At 57.6% G+C, this 21,528-nt stretch carries 20 protein-coding genes; 4 read left to right on the top strand and 16 right to left on the bottom strand.

Annotated elements, in window-relative coordinates; genetic code table 11:
- Positions 1-31 precede the first annotated feature (31 nt).
- The 4 genes from glmM to rlmE form a co-directional block, all read right to left on the bottom strand.
- Positions 32-1,369 carry a phosphoglucosamine mutase gene (glmM, locus tag AC0J6G_RS01975; protein WP_475250778.1) on the bottom strand — a complete coding sequence of 446 codons (1,338 nt, stop codon included), beginning with the start codon at positions 1,367-1,369 and terminating at the stop codon, positions 32-34.
- 18 nt (positions 1,370-1,387) lie between these two features.
- Positions 1,388-2,239 (bottom strand): dihydropteroate synthase, encoded by an 852-nt coding sequence (gene folP / locus AC0J6G_RS01970; RefSeq protein ID WP_475250776.1) that lies wholly within the window; start codon positions 2,237-2,239, stop codon positions 1,388-1,390.
- 8 nt (positions 2,240-2,247) lie between these two features.
- On the bottom strand, positions 2,248-4,164 hold the full coding sequence (ftsH, locus tag AC0J6G_RS01965) for an ATP-dependent zinc metalloprotease FtsH (RefSeq protein WP_475250774.1): 1,917 nt from the start codon (positions 4,162-4,164) through the stop codon (positions 2,248-2,250).
- Between the two features lie 180 nt (positions 4,165-4,344).
- Positions 4,345-4,968 carry a 23S rRNA (uridine(2552)-2'-O)-methyltransferase RlmE gene (gene rlmE, locus AC0J6G_RS01960; protein WP_475250772.1) on the bottom strand — a complete coding sequence of 208 codons (624 nt, stop codon included), beginning with the start codon at positions 4,966-4,968 and terminating at the stop codon, positions 4,345-4,347.
- Between the two features lie 102 nt (positions 4,969-5,070).
- Here rlmE and AC0J6G_RS01955 point away from each other — a divergent pair, with 102 nt between their 5' ends.
- Positions 5,071-5,382 carry a YhbY family RNA-binding protein gene (locus tag AC0J6G_RS01955; RefSeq protein ID WP_475250770.1) on the top strand — a complete coding sequence of 104 codons (312 nt, stop codon included), beginning with the start codon at positions 5,071-5,073 and terminating at the stop codon, positions 5,380-5,382.
- A gap of 64 nt (positions 5,383-5,446) precedes the next feature.
- Here the strand turns inward: AC0J6G_RS01955 and AC0J6G_RS01950 are convergent, their stop codons facing one another.
- The 8 genes from AC0J6G_RS01950 to grpE form a co-directional block, all read right to left on the bottom strand.
- Positions 5,447-5,893: a DUF4149 domain-containing protein gene (locus tag AC0J6G_RS01950; RefSeq protein WP_475250768.1), complete on the bottom strand. Its 447-nt coding sequence runs from the start codon at positions 5,891-5,893 to the stop codon at positions 5,447-5,449.
- Positions 5,865-6,341, bottom strand: coding sequence for a transcription elongation factor GreA (greA, locus tag AC0J6G_RS01945; protein WP_339526173.1), 477 nt, complete (start codon positions 6,339-6,341; stop codon positions 5,865-5,867). The genes AC0J6G_RS01950 and greA overlap by 29 nt, the downstream gene beginning before the upstream one ends.
- The gene (gene carB, locus AC0J6G_RS01940) at positions 6,338-9,559 is read right to left on the bottom strand and encodes a carbamoyl-phosphate synthase large subunit (protein ID WP_475250765.1); all 3,222 of its coding nucleotides are present in this window, start codon (positions 9,557-9,559) and stop codon (positions 6,338-6,340) included. Before carB ends, greA begins: the two co-directional genes overlap by 4 nt.
- Before the next feature lie 36 nt (positions 9,560-9,595).
- Positions 9,596-10,744: a glutamine-hydrolyzing carbamoyl-phosphate synthase small subunit gene (carA, locus tag AC0J6G_RS01935; RefSeq protein WP_475250763.1), complete on the bottom strand. Its 1,149-nt coding sequence runs from the start codon at positions 10,742-10,744 to the stop codon at positions 9,596-9,598.
- 209 nt (positions 10,745-10,953) lie between these two features.
- The gene (dapB, locus tag AC0J6G_RS01930; RefSeq protein ID WP_475250761.1) at positions 10,954-11,757 is read right to left on the bottom strand and encodes a 4-hydroxy-tetrahydrodipicolinate reductase; all 804 of its coding nucleotides are present in this window, start codon (positions 11,755-11,757) and stop codon (positions 10,954-10,956) included.
- A gap of 71 nt (positions 11,758-11,828) precedes the next feature.
- Positions 11,829-12,962 (bottom strand): molecular chaperone DnaJ, encoded by a 1,134-nt coding sequence (gene dnaJ / locus AC0J6G_RS01925; RefSeq protein ID WP_475250759.1) that lies wholly within the window; start codon positions 12,960-12,962, stop codon positions 11,829-11,831.
- 126 nt (positions 12,963-13,088) lie between these two features.
- Positions 13,089-15,005, bottom strand: coding sequence for a molecular chaperone DnaK (gene dnaK, locus AC0J6G_RS01920; RefSeq protein WP_475250757.1), 1,917 nt, complete (start codon positions 15,003-15,005; stop codon positions 13,089-13,091).
- A gap of 100 nt (positions 15,006-15,105) precedes the next feature.
- Positions 15,106-15,675, bottom strand: coding sequence for a nucleotide exchange factor GrpE (gene grpE / locus AC0J6G_RS01915; protein WP_475250755.1), 570 nt, complete (start codon positions 15,673-15,675; stop codon positions 15,106-15,108).
- A gap of 156 nt (positions 15,676-15,831) precedes the next feature.
- Here grpE and recN point away from each other — a divergent pair, with 156 nt between their 5' ends.
- A complete protein-coding gene (gene recN, locus AC0J6G_RS01910; protein ID WP_475250753.1) occupies positions 15,832-17,505 on the top strand; it encodes a DNA repair protein RecN in 1,674 nt (557 codons plus the stop codon).
- Between the two features lie 61 nt (positions 17,506-17,566).
- On the opposite strand, the gene fur is transcribed toward recN, so the two are convergent.
- A complete protein-coding gene (gene fur, locus AC0J6G_RS01905; RefSeq protein WP_475250751.1) occupies positions 17,567-17,971 on the bottom strand; it encodes a ferric iron uptake transcriptional regulator in 405 nt (134 codons plus the stop codon).
- Between the two features lie 97 nt (positions 17,972-18,068).
- Here fur and AC0J6G_RS01900 point away from each other — a divergent pair, with 97 nt between their 5' ends.
- Positions 18,069-18,587, top strand: coding sequence for an outer membrane protein assembly factor BamE (locus AC0J6G_RS01900; protein WP_475250749.1), 519 nt, complete (start codon positions 18,069-18,071; stop codon positions 18,585-18,587).
- Between the two features lie 75 nt (positions 18,588-18,662).
- Here the strand turns inward: AC0J6G_RS01900 and AC0J6G_RS01895 are convergent, their stop codons facing one another.
- From AC0J6G_RS01895 to AC0J6G_RS01885, 3 genes are read right to left on the bottom strand one after another with little or no spacing between them, the layout of a single operon-like run.
- Positions 18,663-18,986 carry an RnfH family protein gene (locus tag AC0J6G_RS01895; RefSeq protein WP_475250747.1) on the bottom strand — a complete coding sequence of 108 codons (324 nt, stop codon included), beginning with the start codon at positions 18,984-18,986 and terminating at the stop codon, positions 18,663-18,665.
- The gene (locus AC0J6G_RS01890; protein WP_475250745.1) at positions 18,979-19,413 is read right to left on the bottom strand and encodes a type II toxin-antitoxin system RatA family toxin; all 435 of its coding nucleotides are present in this window, start codon (positions 19,411-19,413) and stop codon (positions 18,979-18,981) included. The genes AC0J6G_RS01895 and AC0J6G_RS01890 overlap by 8 nt, the downstream gene beginning before the upstream one ends.
- A gap of 34 nt (positions 19,414-19,447) precedes the next feature.
- Entirely contained in the window at positions 19,448-20,851 is a 1,404-nt protein-coding gene (locus AC0J6G_RS01885) for a sodium-dependent transporter (RefSeq protein ID WP_475250743.1), read from the bottom strand.
- Between the two features lie 164 nt (positions 20,852-21,015).
- Here AC0J6G_RS01885 and smpB point away from each other — a divergent pair, with 164 nt between their 5' ends.
- Positions 21,016-21,498, top strand: a complete 483-nt coding sequence (gene smpB, locus AC0J6G_RS01880) for an SsrA-binding protein SmpB (RefSeq protein ID WP_475250741.1) — start codon at positions 21,016-21,018, stop codon at positions 21,496-21,498.
- Positions 21,499-21,528: the final 30 nt, after the last annotated feature.

The raw sequence follows: 21,528 nt of genomic DNA, 5'->3' as shown, positions 1-21,528 counted from the left end.
TACCCAACAGCTACTCGACTGGCAAGCCGAATCAAGCACATACATCGGTAACAATCTTAGCTAATTCATCGGCATAGCCGCGCACCTGGCCTTCATCGTCACCTTCAACCATGACGCGCACCAATGGCTCAGTGCCGGATTTGCGCAACAACACCCGGCCGCGCCCCGCCATTTGCTCAGTTACCCGCGCACTAGCCTCCTGTACAGCAGGGTGCTCCAACGGATCAATACCACCGGCAAAGCGTACATTCACCAGCACCTGCGGACACTTCTGCATACCCAGACGCGCTTCACCCAGGGTTTGCTCACGGCGCTTAAGCGCCATCAAAACCTGCAGCGCAGCGATAATTGCGTCACCCGTCGTGGTGTGCTGAAAACACACCAGATGCCCCGAATTCTCCCCCCCCAACTGCCAGTTACGCGACAGCAACTCAGCGATCACGTAACGGTCGCCGACCTTAGCGCGGACAAACGGAATGCCCAGATCGGCCAGAGCCAGCTCCAACCCGAGGTTGCTCATCAGCGTACCGACAACACCACCTTGCAGCTTGCCGCGCTCCAGCAGATCGCGAGCAATGATAAACAGCAACTCATCACCATCAACTACTGCGCCGGAGTGATCGACCATCAACACCCGATCTGCATCGCCATCAAAGGCGATACCCAGATCAGCCTGCTGCGCCAATACCTCAGCCTGCAGCGCCTCGACGTGGGTCGAGCCGCAGTTGTCATTGATATTCAAGCCATTGGGCTGCGCAGACAAAACAGTCACATGAGCGCCCAACTCACGAAATACGCTAGGTGCCACCTTGTATGCCGCACCATGCGCGCAGTCGACGACAATCTTCAGCCCTGCAAAGTCGGTACTGCTCGGCACACTGCTCTTACAGAATTCGATATAGCGCCCGGCGGCATCGTTGATTCGCGAGACCTTGCCCAGCTGCTCGGAATCCACCACCGTCATCGGCTGATCCAGCAGCTCCTCGATCATCAACTCGATTTCGTCCGGTAGCTTGGTGCCCTGACCGGAGAAGAACTTGATGCCGTTGTCGTGATGCGGATTGTGCGAAGCACTGATAACGATCCCGGCCTCGGCATGGAACGTACGGGTCAGGTAGGCGATTGCTGGCGTCGGCATCGGGCCGAGCAACATCACATCGGCGCCGGCCGCAGACAACCCAGCCTCCAGGGCAGATTCGAACATATAGCCGGAAATGCGCGTGTCTTTGCCAATCAGAATGCGGCACTTGCCCTGCTTGCGAAACGCCATCCCGGCCGCCCAGCCGAGTTTGAGCATGAATTCCGGGGTAATCGGGAAGTCACCGACACGCCCACGAATACCGTCAGTACCAAAATATTTTCTACCCATCCCGCAATTCCTTCTAACTTATTCGGCCGCTTCAACAGCAGCGATCATCCGTACCACATCAACTGTTTGCGCCACATCGTGCACTCGCAGAATGTGCGCGCCTTTGCTCAGCGCCAACGCAGCCAAGGCCAGGCTGCCATACAGGCGCTCACCCACTTCATGCCCTAGCACCTTGCCGATCATACTCTTGCGCGACACCCCGACCAGCAAAGGCCGACCCAGCGCATGCAGCGCCTGCAGATGCTTGAACAGCGAGAGATTGTGCTCCAGGGTTTTCGCAAAGCCGAAACCTGGATCAAGAATGACTCGCTCAGCAGCAATCCCAGCCGCCGCGCAAGCCGCCATTCGCTCAAGTAGAAACCCGCGCACTTCAGCGACTACATCAAGGTATTGGGGATTCTGCTGCATGGTGGTCGGCTCACCACGCATGTGCATCAGACACACTGGCAAGCCACTATCAGCGGCCGCATCCAGCGCGCCATCGCGCTGCAGCGAACGCACGTCATTGACCAGCCCCGCACCCAGCCGCGCTGTTTCGCGGATAACTGCGGGGGTTGAAGTGTCGACTGAAATGATCACGTCCAGTTCGCGGGCAATAGCCTCGACAATGGGTGCAACGCGCTCAAGCTCCTCGACCGGAGAAACTGCGCGAGCACCAGGACGTGTCGATTCCCCCCCCACATCGATTAACGTCGCACCCGCCTGCAGCATCGCCTCGGCATGCCGCAAGGCCGCGTCACGCTGACCGTAGCGACCACCATCAGAGAAGGAGTCAGGCGTTACGTTGAGAATGCCCATCACATGCGGACGGCTTAAATCAAGAAACCGGCTGCCACAGGGCAGCCGGTCAAAGGGAGACAACACAGACATGGGTAACCTTAAACTTCCGCGGCAGGACCACCGATGGGCTTGTCCACAGACTCGGCGACTTCTACTGGCGCACTGGGGGTGCCACCACTATCGTCCTTACCCTGCCAGCCCTTAGGCTCACGTGGCGCAAGACCGTTCATGATGTCTTCGATCTGCTCAGCGTCGATGGTTTCATACTTCATCAGCGCTTCGGCCATTGCATCAAGCTTGTCACGGTTTTCTTGGAGCAGGCGCTTGGCAGTGCCGTAGCACTCATCAATGATGCTGCGTATCTCTTGGTCAATCAGCTTAGCGGTATCAGCCGAAACATTACTTTGGTTGCTACCCATACTGCGACCCAGGAAGACTTCACCTTCTTCTTCCGCATACATCATCGGACCCAACTTTTCCGACAAGCCCCACTTGGTGACCATGTTCTTGGCCAACTGGGTGGCACGCATGATGTCGTTGGACGCACCGGTAGTGACGCCATCGAAGCCCAGCGTCATTTCCTCAGCAATCCGACCGCCGAACAACGAGCAGATCTGACTGGTCAGCGCACGCTTGCTCAGGCTGTAACGGTCTTCCTCAGGCAAGAACATGGTTACGCCCAGCGCCCGACCGCGAGGAATGATCGACACTTTATAAACCGGGTCATGCTCAGGCACCAAACGCCCGACAATCGCGTGACCCGCTTCGTGGAATGCGGTGTTGAGCTTCTCTTTGTCGGACATGACCATGGTTTTGCGCTCGGCACCCATCATGATCTTATCTTTGGCCAGCTCGAACTCTTTCATCTCAACCACACGCTTACCTGAACGCGCAGCAAACAGCGATGCTTCGTTAACTAGGTTGGCCAAGTCAGCACCGGAAAAGCCCGGTGTACCGCGAGCAATCACGGCAGGCGCAACATCCTCGCCCATTGGCACTTTGCGCATATGCACTTTGAGAATCTGCTCGCGACCACGAATGTCTGGCAAACCAACTACAACCTGGCGGTCGAAACGACCAGGGCGAAGCAAAGCAGGGTCGAGCACGTCAGGACGGTTGGTGGCGGCAATGACGATGATGCCATCGTTCATTTCGAAGCCATCCATTTCCACCAGTAACTGGTTGAGCGTTTGCTCGCGCTCGTCGTGACCGCCACCCATACCGGCGCCACGATGGCGACCGACGGCGTCAATCTCGTCGATAAAGATAATGCACGGCGCGTGCTTTTTGGCCTGTTCGAACATGTCACGCACACGAGACGCACCGACACCCACAAACATTTCCACGAAGTCTGAACCAGAAATCGTGAAGAACGGCACCTTGGCTTCGCCAGCAACCGCTTTGGCCAGCAAGGTTTTACCGGTACCCGGCGAGCCAACCATCAGCACGCCACGCGGAATACGCCCACCGAGACGCTGGAACTTGCCCGGATCACGCAGGAACTCGACCAGCTCGCTGACTTCTTCTTTAGCTTCATCGCAACCGGCGACGTCAGCAAAAGTTGTTTTGACCTGATCCTCCGACAGCAGGCGCGCCTTGCTCTTACCGAAACTCATCGGCCCGCCTTTGCCACCTGCGCCACCTTGCATCTGGCGCATGAAGAACATGAACACAGCGATGATCACCAGAATCGGGAAGCTGGCAACCAATAGCTGAGTCCAGATGCTCTGCTGCTCAGGCTGCTTACCGACGATCTCGACATTGTTGTCCATCAGGTCTTTGATCAGACCATTGTCCTGAATCGCCGGACGCACTGTTTCGAAGGATGAGCCATCGCTACGCATACCGCTGATGATGAAACCATCAACCGTAACTTGCTTAACGCCGCCATCCTGAACCTGCTGGATGAACTGCGAGTAGTTGAGCTTGTTCGTCTCGCTCGGGCTGGAGAAATTGTTCATCACCGTCACCAAGACGGCGGCGATGATCAGCCACAGGACCAGATTCTTTGCCATGTCGTTCAATTAGCTACCCTCTGAAGCAGGCCCCTTGCTGAAGCGCGCTTCGCATGACGACCAGTTATGTACCGATCTAACTTACTACACAACGCCCACCCCTGGCAGGCGCCGTCTGTAACCCTTTATTTACTTCCAGCCCGCTAGGACCTCACAACTAACAACAACCCGCAAACAGCATCAAAGCCCGCGATAACCGCGCGCCAGCATGTATTGCTCGCGCGAGCGACCACGAGAGGACAACGGCTTACGCATCTGCACCTTGTCGAACAGCTGGCGCATTTGCTTGTGGTACTCATCAAAGCCTTCGCCTTGGAAGATCTTGATCAGGAAATCACCACCCGGACGCAGGACCCGAGTCGACAAATCCAGCGCCAACTCACACAGGTACATCGCGCGCGGCTGATCAGACTCCCTCACTCCACTCATATTGGGGGCCATATCGGAAATCACAAGGTCTACCGGTTGTTCACCGATGGCATCAAGGATCTGCGCAAACACCGCATCATCGGTAAAGTCACCACGGATAAAGGTCACATCTGGAATGCTGTCCATCTCCAGAATGTCTGAGGCAATCAACCGCCCCTTATCACCAATCACCCGACTGGTGACCTGTGACCAGCCGCCTGGCGCGGCACCAAGGTCAACCACAGTGATGCCGGGCCTGAGAATGCGATCTTTCTCCTGAATCTCCAGCAGCTTGTAGCTGGCGCGCGAACGATAGCCATCCTTCTGCGCCATTTTGACGTAAGGATCGTTGAAGTGCTCTTTCAGCCAACCTTGACTGGTCTTGGAACGGGCCACGCAATACCTCGAATGTGCAACGCATGAATATCTGGGCGGCGCCGAAGGCGCTCGGGTAAACTAAATGCCGTTTTTTACCAGATTAAATGCAGGAATCAGATTATGCCGCTCACTCAAGAGCAGAAGAAACAATTCAAATCTATCGGCCATCACCTGAAGCCTGTATTGATCGTGGCTGACAATGGTTTGACCGAAGGTGTACAAGCTGAGCTGGAGCGCGCATTGAGCGACCACGAGTTGATTAAAGTACAACTTCGCATCACTGAACGCGAAAGCCGCCTAGCCGCTATCAATGAGCTTTGCAAAACCGGCAAGGCTGATTTGGTTCAGGTCATTGGCAAAATGGCGCTGATCTACCGCAAGAACCCAAAGGTGAACAAGAATCTGTCCAACGTTCACCGTCACCACGGTTGATACAGCTGCTGTTGTAAGGCGCACCAGCGCCTTACAACAGACAAGCCCCACACCTATTGGCTGCCTAGGGCTTGCGCCCGAGCTTTTGCGGAACTGGCTGCAAAACCAGCAACAAACCGCAAAACGCCATCACCAGATAACTGAACATCAACCACAGTTCAGCCCCTACCAGCAGTTGGCGCACGGCAAAATAACTGCCGGCCATCATCACCACAACCAACAGCAGCTGCCCACGGGTATCACGCCATAGGCTTGCCAGGCGTTCAGCACGAATTAGCACCAGCACCTGAACCCCAGCGCAAACCGCCGCCAGGCCAACCAATAATGGTCGCAGGGTATTGCCGATTTCTTCGACCAGCAACGAGGCCAGACCGATCTTGGCGATGGCCGGTATCAGCAGAAAATGCAGCAACCAGAGGCCACCTACCCAAAGCGTCTGGGCCAGCAGCCAGCTGATTGCACCCGCATCGCGCGCGCCAGGCTTAGAGATGACGAACCTCGACGATCTCATACTCCAGCGCACCGCTCGGCGTCTGCACCACAACTACATCACCTTCGCTTTTGCCGATCAGGGCGCGAGCAATGGGCGAGCCGACAGAAATTTTGCGCTGCTTGATGTCCGCCTCGTCTTCACCGACGATTTGGTAAGTCACGCTCTCATCCGTCTCGCAGTTGGCGATTTCCACGGTCGTGCCGAAAATCACCTTGCCGGTATGCTCAATCGTGGTGACGTCAATAATCACCGCATTCTGCAAGCGCCCTTCAATGTCACGCACACGCGCCTCGACCATACCTTGCTGCTCACGCGCAGCATGGTATTCGGCGTTTTCCTTGAGGTCACCGAGCTCGCGCGCAGTGCCAATATCCTGGCTGAGTTTGGGGCGCACCACTTTAGTCAGGTGCGCCAGTTCTTCTTCCAGGGCGCGAGCGCCCTGGACAGTCATCGGATATTTAGTCATGCCTTGATTCCTGCATGCAGATCCTGCAGCCGGCGCACGGTCTTCTCGGGACCAAATTTCAGCGCCTCACAAATCGCCTGACCCGCCGCGATGGTGGTGGTGCAGTAGATCTTGTGCTGCAGAGCGTTACGACGAATGGAGTAGGAGTCAGCGATGGACTGGCGGCCTTCAGTGGTGTTGATGATCAACGTGACTTCGTCATTTTTGATCATATCGACCACATGCGGACGCCCTTCAGTGACCTTGTTCACGCGACGCACTGGTAAACCAGCCGCCTCGATCACTTTGGCGGTGCCGGCAGTGGCGACGACTTCGAAGCCCAGCGCGACCAGATCACGCGCAACTTTCACGGCTTCAGGCTTGTCGTCTTCACGTACGCTGATAAAGGCGCACCCGGTGTTAGGCAGAATTTCACTGGCGCCCAACTGAGCCTTAGCGAAGGCTTCACCGAAGGTATCACCCACGCCCATCACTTCGCCGGTGGACTTCATTTCTGGGCCGAGAATCGGGTCGACGCCAGGAAACTTGGCAAACGGGAACACGGCTTCTTTCACACTGAAATACGGCGGGATGATTTCTTTGGCGTACCCCGCTTCAGCCAGGGATTTACCCGCCATAACGCGGGCAGCCACTTTCGCCAGAGACACACCCACGCACTTGGAGACGAACGGCACGGTACGCGAAGCGCGCGGGTTCACTTCGATGACGAAGATATCCTCACCCTGCACGGCCATCTGCACGTTCATCAGGCCGACAACACCCAGCTCCAAGGCCATTTTCTTGACCTGCTCGCGGATCTCATCCTGGATGTGCATCGGCAACGAGTAAGGCGGCAACGAGCACGCCGAGTCGCCGGAGTGCACGCCAGCCTGCTCAATGTGCTGCATGATCGCACCGATCACTACAGTCTCACCGTCACACACCGCATCCACATCCACCTCAATGGCGCAGTTGAGGAAGCGGTCGAGCAATACGGGGCTGTCGTTGGAAACCTTCACTGCTTCACGCATGTAACGCTTGAGTTCGTCTTCCTGGTAGACGATTTCCATCGCCCGGCCGCCCAGTACATAGGACGGACGCACCACCATCGGGTAACCGATGCTTTTCGACAGCGCCAGCGCTTCATCTTCACTGCGCGCAGTGGCGTTGGCCGGCTGACGCAGGTTTAGGCGCTGCACCATCTGCTGGAAGCGCTCACGGTCTTCGGCGCGGTCGATGGCATCCGGGCTGGTACCGATGATCGGCACACCAGCTTCTTCCAAGGCGCGGCAAATTTTCAGCGGAGTCTGCCCGCCGTACTGCACGATCACACCTTTCGGCTGCTCGACGCGGACGATTTCCAGCACGTCTTCCAGGGTCACCGGCTCGAAGTACAGACGATCAGAGATGTCGTAGTCGGTTGATACGGTTTCCGGGTTGCAGTTGACCATGATGGTCTCGTAACCGTCTTCACGCAGCGCCAGGGCTGCGTGCACGCAGCAATAGTCGAACTCGATACCTTGACCAATGCGGTTAGGGCCGCCACCGAGGATCATGATCTTGTCGCGCGTCGACGGATTGGCTTCGCACTCTTCCTCGTAGGTCGAGTACATGTAAGCCGTATCAGTGGCGAACTCGGCGGCGCAGGTGTCGACGCGCTTGTACACCGGCAGCACTTTCAACTTATGGCGCTGGCTGCGCAGGGTTTTCTCGGTCACACCCAGCAGCTTGGCCAGGCGAATATCGGAGAAACCTTTGCGCTTGAGTTTGTACATCGCATCACGGTCGATGCTCGATAGCGCCAACGTCTTGATGCGTTCTTCGTCCTTGATCAGATCTTCGATCTGCACCAGGAACCATTCATCGATATTGGTCAGTTCAAACACTTCGGCAACGGTCTTACCGGCACGGAACGCATCGCCGATGTACCAAATGCGGTCAGCGCTGGGCACGGTCAGCTCGCGGCGCAGAGTGCTCTCGGCTTCTGGATCAGCCAGATCAAGCTTCTCATCAAACCCAGACACACCCACTTCCAGACCGCGCAGGGCTTTCTGCAGGGATTCCTGGAAGGTGCGCCCAATGGCCATGACTTCACCGACAGATTTCATCTGGGTGGTCAGGCGGGCGTCGGCCTTGGGGAACTTCTCGAAGGCAAAACGCGGGATCTTGGTGACGACGTAGTCGATCGCCGGCTCAAACGAGGCCGGAGTGCGGCCGCCGGTGATGTCGTTGCTCAGCTCGTCAAGGGTGTAACCCACGGCCAGCTTCGCGGCGATCTTGGCGATCGGGAAGCCGGTGGCCTTGGAGGCCAGCGCCGAGGAACGCGACACGCGCGGGTTCATCTCGATCACCACCATGCGGCCGGTGTTCGGGCAGATACCGAACTGTACGTTGGAGCCGCCGGTTTCCACGCCGATCTCACGTAGCACTGCGAGCGATGCGTTACGCAGAATCTGGTATTCCTTATCGGTCAGGGTTTGCGCCGGAGCCACGGTGATCGAGTCGCCGGTGTGCACGCCCATCGGGTCGAAGTTTTCGATGGCGCAGACGATGATGCAGTTGTCCTTTTTGTCGCGGACAACTTCCATTTCGTATTCTTTCCAGCCGATCAGCGATTCATCGATCAGCAACTCGCTGGTTGGCGACAGATCGATACCGCGGGCGCAGATTTCTTCGAACTCTTCACGGTTGTAAGCAATACCGCCACCGGTGCCGCCCATGGTGAAGGACGGGCGGATGATGCACGGGAAGCCAACCTTCTCCAGCACGCCGTAGGCTTCTTCCATGTTGTGCGCGATGCCGGAAACCGGGCACGCCAGACCGATGTCTTTCATCGCCTTATCGAAGCGCGAGCGGTCTTCGGCCTTGTCGATGGTGTCGGCGTTGGCACCGATCATCTCGACGCCGAACTTTTCCAGGATGCCGTGCTTCTCCAGGTCCAGCGCGCAGTTCAGCGCGGTCTGGCCACCCATGGTTGGCAACAGCGCGTCTGGGCGCTCCTTCTCGATGATCTTGGCCACGGTGGACCACTTGATCGGCTCGATGTAGGTGGCGTCGGCCATGGCCGGGTCGGTCATGATGGTGGCGGGGTTGGAGTTCACCAGAATGACGCGGTAGCCCTCTTCTTTCAGCGCTTTACACGCCTGGGCACCGGAATAGTCGAACTCGCAAGCCTGGCCGATAACAATCGGACCAGCGCCGAGGATCAGGATGCTTTTAATGTCTGTACGCTTTGGCATGTTCTCTCTCTCGAATCCTTGGGTCAGTCGGCTGGCTTAACGGCGCTTGGCCATGGCTTCGATAAAACGGTCGAACAGCGGCGCCACATCGGCTGGGCCGGGGCTCGCTTCGGGGTGACCCTGGAAGCTGAAGGCGTCCTTGTCAGTACGCTCGATACCCTGCAGGGAACCGTCGAACAGCGACTTGTGAATAGCGCGCACGTTGCTTGGCAGGCTGCTTTCATCCACGGCGAAACCGTGGTTCTGGCTGGTGATCATCACCACGCCGGTTTTCAGGTCCTGCACCGGGTGGTTGGCACCGTGGTGGCCGTGGCCCATTTTCAGGGTCTTGGCACCGGAGGCCAGGGCCAGCAGCTGGTGACCAAGACAGATGCCGAATACCGGGATATCGGTTTCTAGCATGTCCTTGATTGCCGCGATGGCGTAGTCGCAAGGCTCGGGATCGCCTGGGCCATTGGACAGGAACACGCCATCGGGATTCAGCGCCAGCACATCAGCGGCTGGAGTCTGCGCAGGCACAACCGTCACGCGGCAACCGCGCTCGACCAGCATGCGCAGGATGTTCCACTTAACGCCGTAGTCGTAGGCAACCACGTGGTACTTCAAGTCACTGCCTGGGATTTCCGGATGGCTGTCATCCTGCAGGTTCCACACATTAGAGCGCCATTCGTAGCGCTCGGTGCAGCTGACCACTTTGGCCAGGTCCATGCCCTTAAGGCCGGGGAAGCTGCGCGCCAGCTCCAGCGCCTTATCTTCGGTGGCGTCGTCACCCACCAGGATGCAGCCGTTCTGCGAGCCTTTCTCACGCAGGATGCGGGTCAGGCGGCGGGTGTCGATACCGGCGATGGCGACGGTGCCGTTGTCCTTGAGGTATTCATCCAGCGGCTGCTTGTTACGCCAGTTGCTAGAGGTCAGCGGCAAGTCACGGATAATCAGACCTGCGGCCCATACGCGATTGGATTCGGCGTCTTCCGGCGTGGTGCCGGTGTTGCCGATGTGCGGATAGGTCAGGGTTACGATCTGCTGGGCGTAGGAAGGATCGGTAAGAATTTCCTGATAACCGGTCATGGCGGTGTTAAAAACCACCTCTCCAATAGTCTGGCCGTCGGCACCGATGGCCTCGCCGCGAAAAATGCTGCCATCAGCAAGAGCCAAAATGGCAGGTTTAAGGGCTGGCTTACTCAAGAAAACCTCCGAAAATCAAAACGTGAAGCAAACGCAGATTGTAAAAAAGCGGGATGACGTATCAACCGTCACCCCGCTTTTTTATCTAATTCATTCTGCGCAACTTTAGTGGACACACTAAAGCAGAAAGCTTACAGGAAAGTGTCTTTTTGGTCCACCGCCAGTTGCGACTATGACCCAAGTAAAAACCATTCCTGCGGCACAATGCCTCAGTTGAGACCCAGAACGTCCTGCATGTCGTATAGCCCTGGCTCGCGCTTATCCAGCCACAACGCAGCGCGCACAGCGCCTTTGGCGAAGGTCATGCGGCTCGACGCTTTGTGGGTGATTTCCACACGCTCACCATCAGCGGCGAACAGTACGGTGTGATCACCGACCACATCACCGGCGCGCACCGTGGCAAAACCAATAGTGTCGCGATCGCGAGCGCCGGTCTGCCCTTCGCGCCCATAGACGGCGACCTTCTGCAGATCACGCCCTAGTGCATTGGCCACCACTTCACCCATGCGCAAGGCGGTGCCAGACGGCGCATCGACCTTGTGCCGGTGATGGGCTTCGATGATTTCGATATCGACATCATCACCCAGCACCCGCGCCGCGGTATCGAGCAACTTAAGACACAGATTGACACCGACACTGAAGTTGGCGGCAAACACGATGGAAATCTGTTTGCCGGCTTCAGCCAGCAGCTGCTTTTCCTCTGGGGAAAAACCGGTAGTGCCGATCACCATCGATTTACGGGCCTGGCGGCAGATTTCCAAGTTTTTTAGGGTGACCGAGGGATGGGTGAAATCGATCAGTACATCGAACTGATCAAGCACCGCATTCAGATCACCGGACAGATTGACGCCCATCTTGCCTTGCGCCACCAGCTCACCGACATCCGCACCCACCAAGCTGCTGTCCGCACGATCAATCGCCGCACTCAGGCTTGCGCCATCGACCAATTGCACGGCTTCGATCAGGGTCTTACCCATGCGCCCGGCGGCGCCCATCACAGCAATACGTTGCATAGCTATCAGCTCCAAGCTGTCGCCCCAGGCTGCAGCCGCCACTTAGCGACGGCGCAGCCTGTCAGCGGGATTTACAAATCGCCAAAAAAGCGTTTAACGCCTTCGAACCAGCCATTGGCCTTCGGCGAATGCGAGCTGTCGCCTTCCAGGGTTTTGCGGAACTCATCGAGCAGTTCACGCTGACGCTTGTCCAAGTTGACCGGCGTTTCCACCGCCACCTTGCACATCAGATCGCCCGCGCCGCCGCCACGCACCGGCGCCACGCCTTTGCCACGCAAACGGAACATCTTGCCGGTCTGCGTACCTTCCGGGATCTTCAGCTTGACTCGACCATCCAGGGTCGGCACTTCCAACTCGCCACCTAGGGCCGCATCGGCAAAGCTGATCGGCACTTCGCAGTACAAATGTTTGCCGTCGCGCTGGAAGATCGCGTGCTCGCGCACGTTCACCACCACGTACAAGTCGCCCGCCGGGCCACCCATGGCACCCGCTTCGCCTTCGCCGGACAGACGGATACGGTCGCCGGTGTCGACACCCGCCGGCACTTTCACCGACAAGGTCTTGCGCTCTTCGACACGACCCTGACCGTGGCAGGAGCCACAAGGATCAGTGATCATCTTGCCGCTGCCGTGACAGCGCGGGCAGGTCTGCTGCACCGAGAAGAAGCCCTGCTGCATGCGCACCTGACCGATACCGCCACAGGTGGTGCAGGTCACCGGCGTGGTGCCCTTCTTCGCGCCCGAGCCATCGCAGGGTTTGCAATTAACCAGCGTCGGTACGCGAATGGTCACTGTTGTGCCACGCACCGCTTCTTCCAGGTCCAGCTCTAGGGTGTAGCGCAGATCACTGCCGCGCTGCGCGCCACCTCGCTGACCGCCGCGACCACCACCGCCGCCGCCAAAGAAATCACTGAACACATCGCCGAAAATATCGGAGAAGTTTGCCCCGCCTGGGCCGCCACCACCGCCGCCCATCTGCGGGTCAACGCCGGCATGCCCGTACTGATCGTAAGCCGAACGCTTGGCTGCATCGGAAAGCACCTCGTAAGCCTCATTGGCTTCCTTGAACTTCTCTTCCGAGGCTTTATCGTCTGGGTTACGGTCGGGGTGATACTTCATGGCCAGACGGCGGTAAGCTTTTTTCAGCTCCGCTTCACTGGCACCGCGCTCGACACCGAGCACTTCGTAAAAATCGCGTTTAGCCATAAGTCTTCAACACCTTTAAATCGTCTACTCCAGACACGCCAACGCGGGAGCAAGCTCCCGCGCGGCGGATCATGCCGGACGCGACTCGCGTCACGCCCGGCCAGAGCGGCATAAGCTTGCGCCTATTTACTTGTTGTCTTTGACCTCTTCGAACTCAGCATCGACTACGTCGTCAGCTGCGTCCTTGGCTTGTTCAGCCCCCCGCTCAGCAGCACCTGGCTGCGGCTGATCGGCGTACATCTTCTGCGCCAGCGGTGCGGTCACTTCAGACAGCGCGGTCATCTTCGCTTCGATGTCCGCCTTATCGTCGCCCTTAACGGCCACTTCCAGCGCGCTCAATGCTGCCTCGATAGCAGACTTCTCGTCAGCAGTGGCTTTGTCGCCAGCCTCGGTGATCATCTTGCGGGTGGCGTGCACCAGCTGATCGCCTTGGTTACGGGCACCGGCCAGCTCTTCGAACTTGCGGTCTTCCTCAGCATTCGCTTCGGCATCACGCACCATCTGCGCGATCTCGTCCTCGGACAGACCGGAGTTGGCCTTGATCACGATGGACTGCGTTTTGCCCGTCGCTTTGTCCTTGGCGCTCACGTGCAGGATGCCGTTGGCGTCGATGTCGAAAGTGACTTCGATCTGCGGAACACCACGTGGCGCTGGCGGAATATCAGCCAGGTCAAACTTACCCAGCGACTTGTTACCGCTGGCTTGCTTACGCTCACCCTGCAGCACATGAATGGTCACTGCGCCCTGGTTGTCGTCAGCAGTCGAGAACACCTGCGATTTCTTGGTCGGAATCGTGGTGTTTTTCTCGATCAGCGCCGTCATCACGCCGCCCATGGTTTCGATGCCCAGGGTCAACGGGGAAACGTCAAGCAGCAGTACGTCCTTCACGTCACCGGCCAGTACCGCGCCCTGGATAGCAGCACCCATGGCCACGGCTTCGTCCGGGTTGACGTCCTTACGCGCTTCCTTGCCGAAGAAGTCAGTTACCAACTTCTGCACCAAGGGCATACGGGTCTGACCACCGACCAGAATCACGTCGTTGATCGCGCCCACATCGATACCAGCGTCTTTCAACGCAATGCGGCATGGCTCGATGGTGCGCTGCACCAGGTCTTCAACCAGCGATTCCAGCTTGGCACGGGAAATCTTCACATTCAGGTGCTTAGGACCGGTGGCATCTGCAGTGATGTACGGCAGGTTGACGTCGGTCGACTGGCTCGAAGACAGCTCAATCTTGGCCTTCTCAGCCGCTTCTTTCAGGCGCTGCATGGCCAGCGGGTCACCTTTAAGGTTCATGCCGCTTTCTTTCTTGAATTCGTCGACGAGGTAATCGATCAAACGAATATCAAAGTCCTCACCACCGAGGAAGGTGTCACCGTTGGTAGCCAACACTTCGAACTGGTGCTCGCCATCGACTTCAGCGATTTCGATCACCGAGACGTCGAAAGTACCGCCACCCAGGTCATACACGATCACGGTGTGGTCGCCCTTGGCTTTGTCCATGCCATAGGCCAGCGCAGCCGCAGTCGGCTCGTTGATGATGCGCTTAACATCCAGACCGGCGATGCGGCCGGCGTCTTTAGTGGCCTGACGCTGGCTGTCGTTGAAGTAGGCCGGTACGGTGATCACCGCTTCGGTCACTGGCTCGCCGAGGTAGTCTTCGGCGGTCTTCTTCATCTTCTTCAGAATTTCAGCCGAGATTTGTGGCGGTGCCATTTTCTGGCCGTTCACTTCAACCCAAGCGTCACCGTTATCCGCCTTGGCGATTTTGTACGGCACCATCTGAATGTCTTTCTGCACGACGTCTTCTTCGAAGCGACGACCGATCAGACGCTTCACCGCATACAAGGTGTTATGCGGATTGGTCACAGCCTGGCGCTTGGCGGACTGACCCACCAGAATCTCGCCATCGTTAGCGTACGCAATGATCGAGGGCGTGGTACGCGCGCCTTCTGCGTTTTCAATAACTTTAGCTTTACCGTTTTCCAAAATAGAGACGCAGGAGTTGGTTGTTCCCAGGTCGATACCAATAATTCTGCCCATTTTCACTCTCCCGAAATTTTGATAATTCCGTCGCAGACCGTAGTCAACGACGGTAGGTCTTAAACGCTTGACTGTTTAATGGGGGGCTACCCGAAGAATTTCAAGCCTGCTCATCAATTGATGGCGCAGCTTCTGCCGGCGCTTTGCTGACCACCACCATGGCGGGGCGCAATAAACGGCCATTGAGCATGTAGCCCTTCTGGAACACTTTGAGCACGCTATTGGGCTCAGCACTGGTGCTTTCCTGCATCGCCATCGCCTGGTGATGCTCGGGATTAAATGGCGCACCGTGCGGGTCGAGGACTTCCAGCTGGAAGCGCTTAAGGGTGTCGGTGAACAACTTAAGCGTCAGCTCCATGCCCTCACGCACCGGTTTAATGGCCTCATCATCCGGGCTCGACAGCTCAAGGCCGCGCTCCAGACTGTCGACCACCGGCAACAACTCGTTGGCAAACTTCTCCAACGCAAACTTGTGTGCCTTTTCTACATCTTGCTCAGCGCGACGACGCACATTCTGCAAATCGGCCGCCATGCGCAGCGACTGATCCTGCGCAGTGGCCAGCTGCTCTTCCAGCGCTTGCACGCGGGCAACTAGATCATCACCTGCAGCAGCCTCGGCAGCTGTTTGTAGATCAGGGTTCTGCGTATCCAAGGTCTGTTCGTCAGCCATGCGATTCTCCTTTTAAAAATTCGACGCGAGGCTTACCTCGCATACCTGACCTCTATATGGGGCTAAAAATTATGCTTTCAAGGACGCGTGATGGATTGTCAGCCCACAAAAAAACACTGTATAAATAACCAGACATTAACTTGCGAGGCCCCCGCTATGCTGGCGCACCTGTCTGTACACAACTACGCCATCGTTGAACACTTGGATCTAGAGCTGGACGCTGGCATGAGCGTAATCAGCGGCGAAACCGGGGCCGGCAAGTCAATCATGCTCGACGCCCTCGGCCTGACCCTGGGTGATCGTGCTGACAGCGGCGTGGTGCGCCCTGGCGCGGACAAGGCGGATATCCTCGCCAGCTTCGATTTACACGACATCCCCGAAGCCCGCGCTTGGCTGGCCGAGCGCGACCTAGACAACGACGGCCCGTGCATTCTACGCCGCGTGATCACCGCCGAAGGCCGCTCGCGTGGCTATATCAATGGCTCACCCTGCCCACAAAGCGACCTCAAGGCGCTCGGTGAACTGCTGATCGACATCCACAGCCAGCACGAACACCAGTCACTGCTCAAACCCGATACCCATCGCCGCCTACTTGACGAATATGCCGGCAGCCAGGATTTGGCGCGCCAGGTGCAACTCGCCGCCCAACGCTGGAAGCAGACCAAGACTGAACTGGAACGGATCTCCAACCTTGGTGACGAGCAGCGCGCCCGCCATCAATTACTCAGTTACCAGCTGGAAGAACTCGACAACCTGGCCCTGGGTGAGAGTGAACTTGAGCAACTGGAACAGGAACATAAAAATCTGACCAACGCCGAAAGCCTGCTCAGCGCCTGCCGCCTGGTCATTGAACAATGCAGTGAAAATGATGCCGGTAACGTGCTGTCAGCCCTCACCAATAGCCTTAACCGCCTCAGCGGCTTTCAGGGCAAACCCGACGCCCTGAGCGAAGCGACGAACCTGCTGGCCAGCGCACAAATCCAAGTCGAAGAAGCCGTCGGTGAACTGAATCGTTTTCTCGATCACTTCGATGCAGACCCCGAGCGCTTGCAGCAAATGGAAGAGCGCCTGGATGCGATCTACACCCTGGCGCGTAAGCACCGCATTCACCCCAGCGAACTGGGTGCCATGCAGCAAAAACTGTTTGAGGAGCTGGAAGGCCTGAATGCTGACGACCAAGCGGCTGAGCGCCTGAGCGAGGAGATGACGGCCTTCGCCCGGCACTATCAGGAAAAAGCAGCGCAACTCAGCACCCTGCGCAACAAAGCCGCCAGCCAACTAGCCAGCGCGGTCGAGCAGGAAATGCAAACCCTCGGCATGCCTGGCGGGCGCTTTAATATCAAGCTGACCGCCAACAGCAACAGCGAGCCGCACCCCAATGGCTTGGAACAGTTGGAGTTTCTGGTCAGCGCCAACCCTGGCCAGCCGTTGAAGGCCCTGGCCAAAGTTGCTTCAGGCGGTGAGCTGTCGCGCATCAGCTTGGCGATCCAGGTCATCACCGCGCAAACCTCACGCGTGCCCACCCTGGTATTCGATGAAGTTGACGTTGGCATCGGCGGCCCCACTGCCGAAGTGGTCGGGCAGTTACTGCGCCGCCTCGGTGAACGCGGCCAGGTATTGACCGTCACCCACCTGCCGCAAGTCGCGGCGCAGGGGCATCAGCACCTGTTCGTGCACAAAGTGCGCGAAAGCGACGCTACACGTACCGCCGTGAGCAAACTAAGCGCCTTACAGCGCGTCGAGGAAATCGCGCGCATGCTCGGTGGCGTCGATTTAACTGAAGAATCCCTGGCCCACGCCCGCCAGATGGTGAGCAGCGCCCAGGCCTGATTATGCGGGCCGTAAAAAGCACAAAGGCGACCCTTGGGGCGCCTTTGTTAGACTGCATCAATCAGGTTTTCTTGCGCACGTAGAGCACAAGATTGTGATCAACCAGCTCGAAGCCATGCTCTTTGACGATTTCTTTCTGGCGCTTTTCGATCTCGGCATCGAAGAACTCAATCACCTCACCGGAATCGACACACACCATGTGGTCGTGATGGCCATTGTCCGCCAACTCGAAGACCGCATGACCGCCATCGAAATTGTGACGAACCACCAAACCCGCCGCTTCAAACTGGGTCAGTACGCGGTAGACAGTGGCCAGGCCAACATCATCGCCAGACTCCATCAATGCCTTGTAAACATCCTCGGCACTCATGTGACGCTGACCGGCAGAGTCGAGCATTTGCAGTATCTTGACCCGTGGCAGGGTCACTTTCAGGCCAGCCTTGCGTAGTTCGCTATTTTCAACCATGGTCTGCTTTCTCACGGAAGCGGCTTCGCAGCTTCCTTTATTGCGGGTATGATCCGGGATTAAATTGCCCAGCCAAGATAGTGGAAGTCGCCCACCGATGCAAAAGACCAAACTCCTGCTGACCAGCCTCTCTCTTACGGGGCTACTCGCACTCGCCGGTTGTTCATTCCCCGGGGTTTATAAAATCGACATCCAACAGGGCAATGTCGTCACGCAGGACATGATAGACCAGTTGCGCCCGGGAATGACCCGCAAGCAAGTGCGGTTTATCATGGGTAATCCGCTAATTACTGACACATTCCACAGCAACCGCTGGGATTACCTGTACAGCATCCAGCCGGGTGGTGGTGAGCGCCTGCAAGAGCGCGTCAGCGTTAATTTCAGCGCAGATGATCAGCTAGTCGGCCTGTCCGGCGACTTTATGCCAGGCGTCAGCCGTGATCAGGCGATCCTCGGCGAAGGCAGCGACGTGACCACCCCGCAAGCCGTACAACAGACTCAAACCGAAGAAAAGCCAGCACCGGGCTCGCTGCTTGAACAGATCCAACGTGAAGTCGACGATGTGAAAGTTGTCCCCGTGCCGACACCGGAGCCTCTGGAGAGCACGCCACAGTAATCATGCTGTGTTGTAAAAAGCCCGGACATGTCCGGGCTTTTTTGTATGTACTTACTGGGCGTCGCTAACCAGCGCTCAATTCGCAGCATTCTCTTGCGCCTTGGCCTGCGCTGCTTTAGCCGCTCGCTGCTTGCGCACCTCTTTAGGGTCAGCAATGAGCGGGCGGTAAATCTCTACCCGCTCCCCCTCTTCCAGTACGCGCTCATCGGGCTTACTCACCGCCTTACCAAAGATCCCCAGCGGGCTGTTGTGCAAGTCCAGACCTGGAAAATGCGCCTGCATACCTGACTGCAATGCAGCCTGACGCACCGTGGTGCCGTAGGGCACGCTCAGACGCAGTAACTTCTGCTTATCCGCCAGGGCATAAACCACCTCAACCACGATGTTTGGCTTATCCATACAGTTGCTTAGCCCTTTGGCAGAACGCATCGACAAGGGTATTGGTCGCCTGGTTGAACAACGGCCCGAGCGTCGCCCGCACCAAAGGGCCGGCGTAGTCGAAGGTCAGGTCCAGGCTGATCTTGCAGGCCTTGTCGCCCAACGCTTTAAACTCCCACTGCCCATACAACTGGGTGAACGGCCCTTCGACCAAGTTCAGCGTAATCCGCTCACCAGACACCAAGGTATTGGCCGTGACAAAGCGCTGGCTGAGGCCGGCCTTGGCCACAGCCAAACTGGCACGCATGTGGGTTTCGCTGACTTCAAGCACTTCGCTGGCCGAACACCACGGCAGAAACTGAGGGTAACTGGCGACATCATTGACCAAGTCATACAGCGCTCGCGCTGGATAAGGCAGCAGCGCCGAGCGCTGAATATGCGTACTCATGACACAACCATTTGGCTAAGCAGGGCGCAGGTGATCATTTGCTCAGCTCTGCGACAAATACGATCAGCACACCAATCGGCGCGACCACACGAATCAACCAGTACACCACGTTGAACATCAGCGGGCTTTTCATCGCCAGCTCTTCACGCACGGCTTCACGCTTAAGCACCCAGCCGGCGAACAGGGCAAACGCCAGACCACCGAGCGGCAACAAGATGCGGCTGGTTAAGTAGTCGATGCTATCAAAGAAATTTCGACCACCTTCCGCACCCCACTGGTACAGGTGGAAACCGTCCTCGCCAAAGACGAAGAACTTCGCCTCAGCCCCCACGTTAAACGACAGCACCGTGCCCATGCCGACCACCCAACACAGGAACGCCAGCACACTGGTCACCAGCACTCGGCTGCGCTTGGTGCGCTCGACCAAATAGGCCACCGCCGGCTCCAGCATGGAGATCGACGACGTCCAGGCTGCAATCAGCACCAGCACAAAGAACAGCGTGCCCATCACCTGGCCAAACGCAATATTGCCGAACGCCACCGGCAGGGTGACAAACATCAGCCCAGGCCCGGCGCTGGGCTCCAGACCACCCGCGAAGACGATGGGAAACAGCGCCATACCGGCGGTCAGCGCCACCAGGGTGTCAAGAATGCCAACAGTGAGAATGGTGCCGCCAATCGAGGCGTTTTTCGGCATATATGAGCCGTAAACCATGATCGCGCCTACTCCGACGCTCAAGGTAAAGAAGGCATGCCCCATAGCGGCAAGCACACCATCAAGCAACCGATCCGGCTGGAAGTTGAACAGGAAGTGGAAGCCCTGCATGAAGTGCCCGGTGGTCATGCTGTAACCCAGCAACACCAGCAGCAACACGAACAGCAGCGGCATCATGATCCGTAGGCTGCGCTCAAGCCCTGCCACCACACCACGGGCGATAACAAAGCCGGTCAGCAGCATAAACAGCGTGTGCCACAGGGTCAGTCGCCATGGGTCTGCGGTCAGCGCACCAAAGGCAGCGCCCGCACCGTCGGCAGTCACACCGGTAAACTGCCCACCGCCCATGCTGAGGATATAATCCAGCGACCAGCCGGCCACCACGCTGTAAAACGACAGGATCAGCAGCGCGGCAATCATCCCCACCAACGCCGCCCATGACCATTTCGGTGAAGCGCCCGACTCAATAGCCAGAACCTTGAGGGTATTCACCGGACTTTGGCGGCCGCGCCGGCCGATCAGAGTTTCTGCCAGCATGATCGGCAGGCCGACCATAAAGATGCACACCAGGTACATCATCACGAAAGCCCCGCCGCCGTACATGCCGGTCATGTAGGGGAACTTCCAGATATTACCCAAGCCGACGGCCGAACCGGTCGCTGCCAGAATAAACACCCAACGGCTGGCCCAGGCGCCGTGTATCGAAACCTTATCGTTCGCCATGCTCGGCTAGCCTGCTCAGTTAAAAAAGATCGCGCATTGTCGGGGATTAGCCAGACCGGCTCAAGCGCAGCCGACGCTACATCGCACTGCGCACATGGCAAAGCTGATTTTGCCATGACACACACATAGCGCCCGCGCCAGGGACTCCCTATAATGCGCGACCTATGGCTAAACAAAAGAAACACCCACAAGGCACCATCGCGCAAAACAAGAAGGCGATGCACGACTACTTCATCGAATCCAGGTTCGAGGCAGGCTTGGTCCTGGCCGGCTGGGAAGTGAAGAGTCTACGCGCCGGTAAGGCTCAGTTAGTTGACAGCTACGTGCTGCTCAAAAATAACGAAGCCTGGCTGATGGGCTGCCACATCACCCCACTGACTGCGGCCAGCACTCACGTGATTGCCGACCCCATACGCACGCGCAAACTGCTGCTGAATAAGCGCGAGCTGGACAAGCTGATTAGTTCCGTGCAGCAAAAAGGCTACGCCTGTGTGGCGCTGTCGATTTACTGGAAGGCACACCTGATCAAGTGCGAAATTGCCCTGGCCAAGGGCAAGAAGGACTTCGACAAACGTCACACCGAAAAAGAGCGTGACGCTGACCGTGAAGTACAACGCGCCATGCGCACCAAAGGTAAAGACGACTAAGCCCGCGCATAGCTCTAGCTCGTGAGGCGC

The organism is Pseudomonas sp. TS_SC_3, assembly GCF_056156225.1.
The sequence above is the reverse complement of the archived record's forward strand: the minus strand, read 5'-3'. Positions and strand labels throughout refer to the sequence as shown.